Here is a 5,297-nt window from a genome sequence, read left to right as displayed (position 1 = left end):
CACCCGCACCCCGGTCCCCGTGATCGACCGGCTCCTCGAGAACGCATCACTGCGCCGAGGAACGAGGCGAGAAAACCTCACTGAGTGGTTCGGTCACTACATTGAAGTCTTCGGGTGAAAGTGTTCCAGTTGCGTCGCGAAAGGAAAGTCGACCGAATGCATCATCCGGCTCGGTAATTCCGGATCTCTGTGCTATCAGATGTGTGATTCGGCGTGCCTCTCGATCGCATGCACCCTCCATGACGACACCCAGGTTTCGCGTGCTGATCGACTCGTCAGGATCTACGGCAGAATAGGAGCGTCCGGAAGCGCGCCGGAAATTGATGCCGTACTGCGTGCGTACGAGCTCACCTCCAACGCTGACGTAGCGCCGTCGTGAACCGTAGTGAAGGCAGTCGTGCGCGTATGCACGCAGGAGATCCAGGAGAGCCAGATCGGACCTTTGTGGAGCGTCGAGCTCCATCGGACCATGCATGGTGATCACGGAGACCATTTGCAGGTGCCGATAACCCTGGTCGGAGTGGTGGAAGCCGCCCACTGCGCCGCTACGTCGTGACTCCGCCCCGACGAGCACCCGCCCAAGAGGCAACATCTGCGAGAGTCCCAGGCCGGCGAAGCGTTCCTTGGCCTCACGGAGGCCCTCCGAGAACACCGCGACGTGGACGCCACGCGTCTGCCAGGAGATCAGTCGTTCCTCAGCGGAGCGAAAGGTGTGGTCCGGATGAGCGTCCAGGAGCGCGGAAGCATCTGCTCGCAGGCTGGTGATCATCGCTGCAGCATCGTCACCAACGACCGTCTCGTTCGGGGCAAGTTTTGTCATTACTCCTCAATCGTCGCCGTGAATCAAGGACCGATGAGATTCGAGAATCCCGTCTGGAAGCGCATCGGTATCGAACCACTGCGCCTCCAGGACCTCAAAGCTGTCCAGTTTGAGGGTGCCACCGACGTGTAGGGCCTCGTAGGCTACTTCCACCCGGAGCTTATAACCGCTTTTCAGCTTTACCAGGGGGCCGGGCTTGACGTCCAGCCCTGTCTCTTCCTTGACTTCACGCACGATCGTCGCGGTGAACTCTTCACCTGCTATCGCATATCCCGTCGGAAGGCCCCAAGGCCTCTCCGGCGGCCACATGCGGTGCCGGAGCAGTAGTACTCGACCGGAATCGTCGCGGACTATGCCCGTGACACCGACCATGAACTTCGCGTGAGCGATCCAGAGCACGCGCCACTGGAGCGGGCCGCGAATCATTCTCCACACCGTGGCGATGATCTTTTTCATGTTGTGCCTTTCGGGAAGGTATTGGGACGGTAATTCAGCATAGCGATATCTAATGTCCCATCGGCACCGACACCCGGCATGTCAGAGCGGTAGCCACGGCTGAGCGGCAGTTCGAACCCGGCTGGGCCGCTGCCAGTGGTGACGCTGCGCCATTGGGCGCGGCGGCGGCCTTCGTCTCCGCGCGGGAACGGCAGGCCCGCCTCCAGGGCGGCGGTCTCGATGGCGCGCATGGTGGTGCCGACGCCAGACGGGATCGGCGCATGCCGAACCCAGCGGCCGGTCTGGAGGGTCCATACCTCGCACCGGGACAGGTCTGGCCCTGTGCCGTGCCATACCCGTAAGACGGGCGGTCCCGGCGCACTGGCTTCGGCGGTGGCGATCTGCGCGGCCAGTGGTGTCAACGAAGCGTCCACGGCCGGGACGAGCGAACGCAGCACGGACAGAGCCCCGGCCTCGGTGATGGTGCCGGTCGTCTCGTCGGCGGCACTGCGCACGATGGCGGGCGCGTGTCCCATCGCGATCGAGCGTGCGGCCCAGGCGAACATGTCGCGGTCGTTGACGCCGTCTCCGACCGCCACTGTGCGATCGGCGGGGATGCGCAGTTGCTTGCGCACGCTGTCGAGTGCAGCCGCCTTGTTCACACCGGGCGCGGTGAGGTCGAGCCAGTCGAGGTCCATTGCGGCGACGGTGACCCCGGTAGCGTCCAGGGCGTCGGCAATCCGGCGGATGCCCGGAGCGGCGAGCACGACCCTGGTAGCAGGCTCGGACGCAAGGTCGTCTAGCGTCGCTGCCTTCTGCTGCCCGTTGAGTTCCCCCGGCGCGAACGGGATGTTCGTTCTCCAGCCCCAGCCCACGTCCTCCACCGCGACCCGCACACCCGGGACCAGGTCCGCCGCGCGGCGGATGACGGGGCCTGGGTCGAACGTGCGGGCGGCCACGACGTCGTACCCGGACGGTGCCGACCGGTCCAGGCGGACAGTCACCGAACCGTTGGAGCACACCGCCAACCCGTCGGTGAGTCCCAACCGGAGCGCGATCGGCAGCAGCCCGGGAAGTGTCCGCCCCGTGGCGAGGACCACCTTGTGCCCTGCAGCGCGGACCAGGTCCAGGGCCTCGACCGTGCCGGACGGGATCCTGCTGTCACCGTCCACGAGCGTGCCGTCGACGTCGAGCGCCACGAGCGTCCGCGTGCATGTGACAGTTGCGGCGCTCATGGGGTTACCACCCGACGCAGGACGGACCGGACCTGGACTTCGAAGCCGTCGCGTTCCCCGGTCCACAGCGTGTTGCCAGGCACGAACATCCGGTGGTCCAGCGGCACGTCCAACCCGAGCTCGCGGGCGATCTGCTCGCCCTCTTTGAGGTGGGTCGGCTGGAGACTGACACGGTTGCGCGTCACGGTCACCAACTCGATGCGGTCGGCCCCGATTAGGGCCAGAATGCGTGACGCTGCTGTGAGTCCGTCGCCGATATCCATCGGGCACCGTCCTTCTTGGCTGGTAGCCATCGCGCTCTGCACCGGCTTGTGTGGCTCACCAAGGCGTCGCGTCTCTGCTGCTGTGCTCTTCACGGGACTCTCCGGAACTTTGCAAAGCCATCTGGGGTGCTCGCCGGGAGCGAGTGTGGTGGCTAGTCTTGTTGCGTTCTGACCGGCCGGGCAGGGCAATCAACGGGGCAATCTGGGAGCGTCCTTCTGGACGACTACGCGTCCCGCTAGGGGGACTGAGTAGTGGGCAATGACCTACTCCGTGCGCGGCGCGAGGCGCTGCCGTCTCGCCTGCGCTCCGGGGAGCCGATGTCGCGCGCGGAACTCGCGGAAGCCGTAAACGCGCACGTCTGGGCGACAACGGGCCAGCGGACCACCCTTGATGCCCACGCGATAGCCCGGTACGAGCGGGGGCAGTCGCGGTGGCCTGGGAAGCAGTACCGCGACAGTTTGCGTGTCGTTCTCGGCGTCGAGACGGACGCCGAGATTGGCTTCTACATGACGAAGCGCGGTAGCGCGGCGCGCGAAGTTGGTCGATTGTCCACCTGGGACATGGATACGCTGACCGGGCTGACTGACCTGGGGAGCAAGTTCGTGGATCTCACCCGTCGAGGCCTTCTCGGCGTGGCAGCCTACTCGGCCGTCGCTGCCGCGTTGCCAAGCGACAGGTGGTGGTCGGAGATGGCTCGCCGATCCGCCGAGCGCGCCGCACACGGCGTTCGCTCCGTGGGACGCGGTGACATCGAAGCCGTGCGCGAGTCCGTCACCTTTTTCTCTCGCATGGACCAGCGCCACGGCGGCGGACACGCGCGAGCCGCAGCCATGCAGTACCTCACCGACGACGTGAACCGGCTTCTGAACGGCTCGTTCGCTAGCGACACGATCCGGAGGGAGATGTTCTCCGCCGCCTCCGAGCTGGCCTACGTCGCAGGCTGGATGGCCTTCGACAACGCGGAGCACGGCATCGCCCAGGGACTGTTCACCTCCTCGGTCAAGCTCGCCGCGGAGGCCGAGGATCCCGCGATGGCAGCGCATACGCTGAGGGCGATGGCACACCAGGCGATTGACCTCGGCCACCTCACGCAGGGCCAGGAACTCGCGGCAGCGTCGGTCGACGGTGACCGATACGAAGCCGCCGCGCCACGAGAGCGCGCGTTGCTCGGCGTCGTCCACGCCCGCGCCCTCGCGGCGACGGGCCAGAAGAGCGCGGCGACATCAGCGCTTCTCCAAGCCGAGCGAGATCTCACAGCCGCAACGGCTGGCGGAGACGAACCTGCGCGGGTGTTCTTCTTCGGAGAGGCATCGCTGGCGCATGAGACGGGCAACGCTCTTCGCGACATCGGAGACCTTGCCGGTGCTGAGCAGCAGCTTGAACACTCTGTGGTGACTCGGAAGGCGTCTGCCTTTAAGCGAACCCACGCCGTAACGCTGGGCTACCTCGGGGACGTGCAGGCTAGACGCGGCGAACTCGAACTCGCATGCGCCACCTGGAGGACGGCCCTCGACGCGATGGACGGCGTGCAGTCAGCGAGGGCGCGCCAGACCATCGTTGAGATGCGATCGGCGCTCGCGGTGCACAAGGCCACGAACTCGGACGTCGCTATTCTCGACGAGCGTGCCCGCGCCTACCTGGCCGCTACGAACTGATCCTCGGAGGACCGTTGACCGACCCCATCGCCATGACCCCAGTCGCTCGTGTCGTCGGAGGGCGCACCGAGCCGACCGACGACTACTGGGGTGGCACACGCTCGATCATCCGGATCGACCCGGACGCCTACACCGAGGCGGCGGTCGCCGGGCTCGACGAGTTCTCGCACCTGGAAGTCGTGTTCTTCTTCCACCTGACCGACCAGGCCGACCTCAACCCCGGTGCTCGTCGGCCGCGCGAGAACCCGGACTGGCCCGAGGTCGGGATCTTCGGGCACCGGAACATGCGCCGCCGGAACTGGATCGGCGTCTCACGCTGTCGCCTGGTGTCCATCGACGGTCTCGACCTGCACGTCGAAGACCTCGACGCGGTCGACGGGACGCCAGTGCTCGACATCAAGCCATGGTTCGCGGAGATGGGACCGCGCGGTGAAACCCACCAGCCGGCGTGGGTCTCCGAGATGCTTGGCGACTACTTCGCCCCGGCCCAGACAGTCAGCAAATAGTCTGCAAGAGGTCCGCGCCAGCCCATCCGGCCCCAACACGACCAACGGCCGGGAACGTTGGAATTCCAACGTTCCCGGCCGTCGTCGCGTTCACCACACAGTGTCAGATGTCCGTACTGCCATCCACGAACTGCCGGTGAATATGCAGGTCAGCCGCCTATTTCGCGGCTCGCGTGGCCGACGCCGCGTTGGTGGGAAGCACCAACACTTGGCACGAGCAGGCCCAGCCCTAACTTGCCTGCAAGAGTTCTGGGAGGTGTCGCCAGGCCTCAGATTCTCCGGAGCCTCGTCGGACTGTGAGAGCGTTATTCACGGTGGTGGGCCGGCTCGTGAGCTGGTCACGTCCTTACCAGCATCGTTGCTGGTCAGTGGCGAGCTTCGG

6 protein-coding genes are annotated in these 5,297 nt (G+C 65.8%); 2 read left to right on the top strand and 4 right to left on the bottom strand.

The window, feature by feature from the left end:
* Positions 1-46: 46 nt before the first annotated feature.
* From ACYVK7_RS17820 to ACYVK7_RS17805, 4 genes are read right to left on the bottom strand one after another with little or no spacing between them, the layout of a single operon-like run.
* Entirely contained in the window at positions 47-820 is a 774-nt protein-coding gene (locus ACYVK7_RS17820) for a hypothetical protein (RefSeq protein WP_460889063.1), read from the bottom strand.
* A gap of 6 nt (positions 821-826) precedes the next feature.
* Complete coding sequence (locus ACYVK7_RS17815; RefSeq protein ID WP_460889062.1) at positions 827-1,276, bottom strand: NUDIX domain-containing protein; 450 nt, start codon at positions 1,274-1,276, stop codon at positions 827-829.
* Entirely contained in the window at positions 1,273-2,490 is a 1,218-nt protein-coding gene (locus ACYVK7_RS17810; RefSeq protein WP_460889061.1) for an HAD family hydrolase, read from the bottom strand. The genes ACYVK7_RS17815 and ACYVK7_RS17810 overlap by 4 nt, the downstream gene beginning before the upstream one ends.
* Positions 2,487-2,753, bottom strand: a complete 267-nt coding sequence (locus tag ACYVK7_RS17805; protein WP_460889060.1) for a hypothetical protein — start codon at positions 2,751-2,753, stop codon at positions 2,487-2,489. The genes ACYVK7_RS17810 and ACYVK7_RS17805 overlap by 4 nt, the downstream gene beginning before the upstream one ends.
* Before the next feature lie 318 nt (positions 2,754-3,071).
* On the opposite strand from ACYVK7_RS17805, the gene ACYVK7_RS17800 reads away from it, so the two are divergent.
* The gene (locus tag ACYVK7_RS17800; RefSeq protein WP_460889059.1) at positions 3,072-4,409 is read left to right on the top strand and encodes a hypothetical protein; all 1,338 of its coding nucleotides are present in this window, start codon (positions 3,072-3,074) and stop codon (positions 4,407-4,409) included.
* Between the two features lie 32 nt (positions 4,410-4,441).
* A complete protein-coding gene (locus tag ACYVK7_RS17795) occupies positions 4,442-4,915 on the top strand; it encodes an SAM-dependent methyltransferase (RefSeq protein WP_460889058.1) in 474 nt (157 codons plus the stop codon).
* The last annotated feature ends 382 nt before the right edge of the window (positions 4,916-5,297 follow it).

This window comes from Promicromonospora xylanilytica, assembly GCF_054782895.1.
This window is presented reverse-complemented; position numbering and strand designations above follow the sequence as displayed.

Excerpts from the sequence above, each read along its gene's own strand:
- ACYVK7_RS17820 (WP_460889063.1), bottom strand. The coding sequence starts at position 820 with ATGACAAAACTTGCCCCGAACGAGACGGTCGTTGGTGACGATGCTGCA.
- ACYVK7_RS17800 (WP_460889059.1), top strand. The coding sequence starts at position 3,072 with ATGTCGCGCGCGGAACTCGCGGAAGCCGTAAACGCGCACGTCTGGGCG.
- ACYVK7_RS17795 (WP_460889058.1), top strand. The coding sequence starts at position 4,442 with ATGACCCCAGTCGCTCGTGTCGTCGGAGGGCGCACCGAGCCGACCGAC.
- ACYVK7_RS17815 (WP_460889062.1), bottom strand. The coding sequence starts at position 1,276 with ATGAAAAAGATCATCGCCACGGTGTGGAGAATGATTCGCGGCCCGCTC.
- ACYVK7_RS17805 (WP_460889060.1), bottom strand. The coding sequence starts at position 2,753 with ATGGATATCGGCGACGGACTCACAGCAGCGTCACGCATTCTGGCCCTA.
- ACYVK7_RS17810 (WP_460889061.1), bottom strand. The coding sequence starts at position 2,490 with ATGAGCGCCGCAACTGTCACATGCACGCGGACGCTCGTGGCGCTCGAC.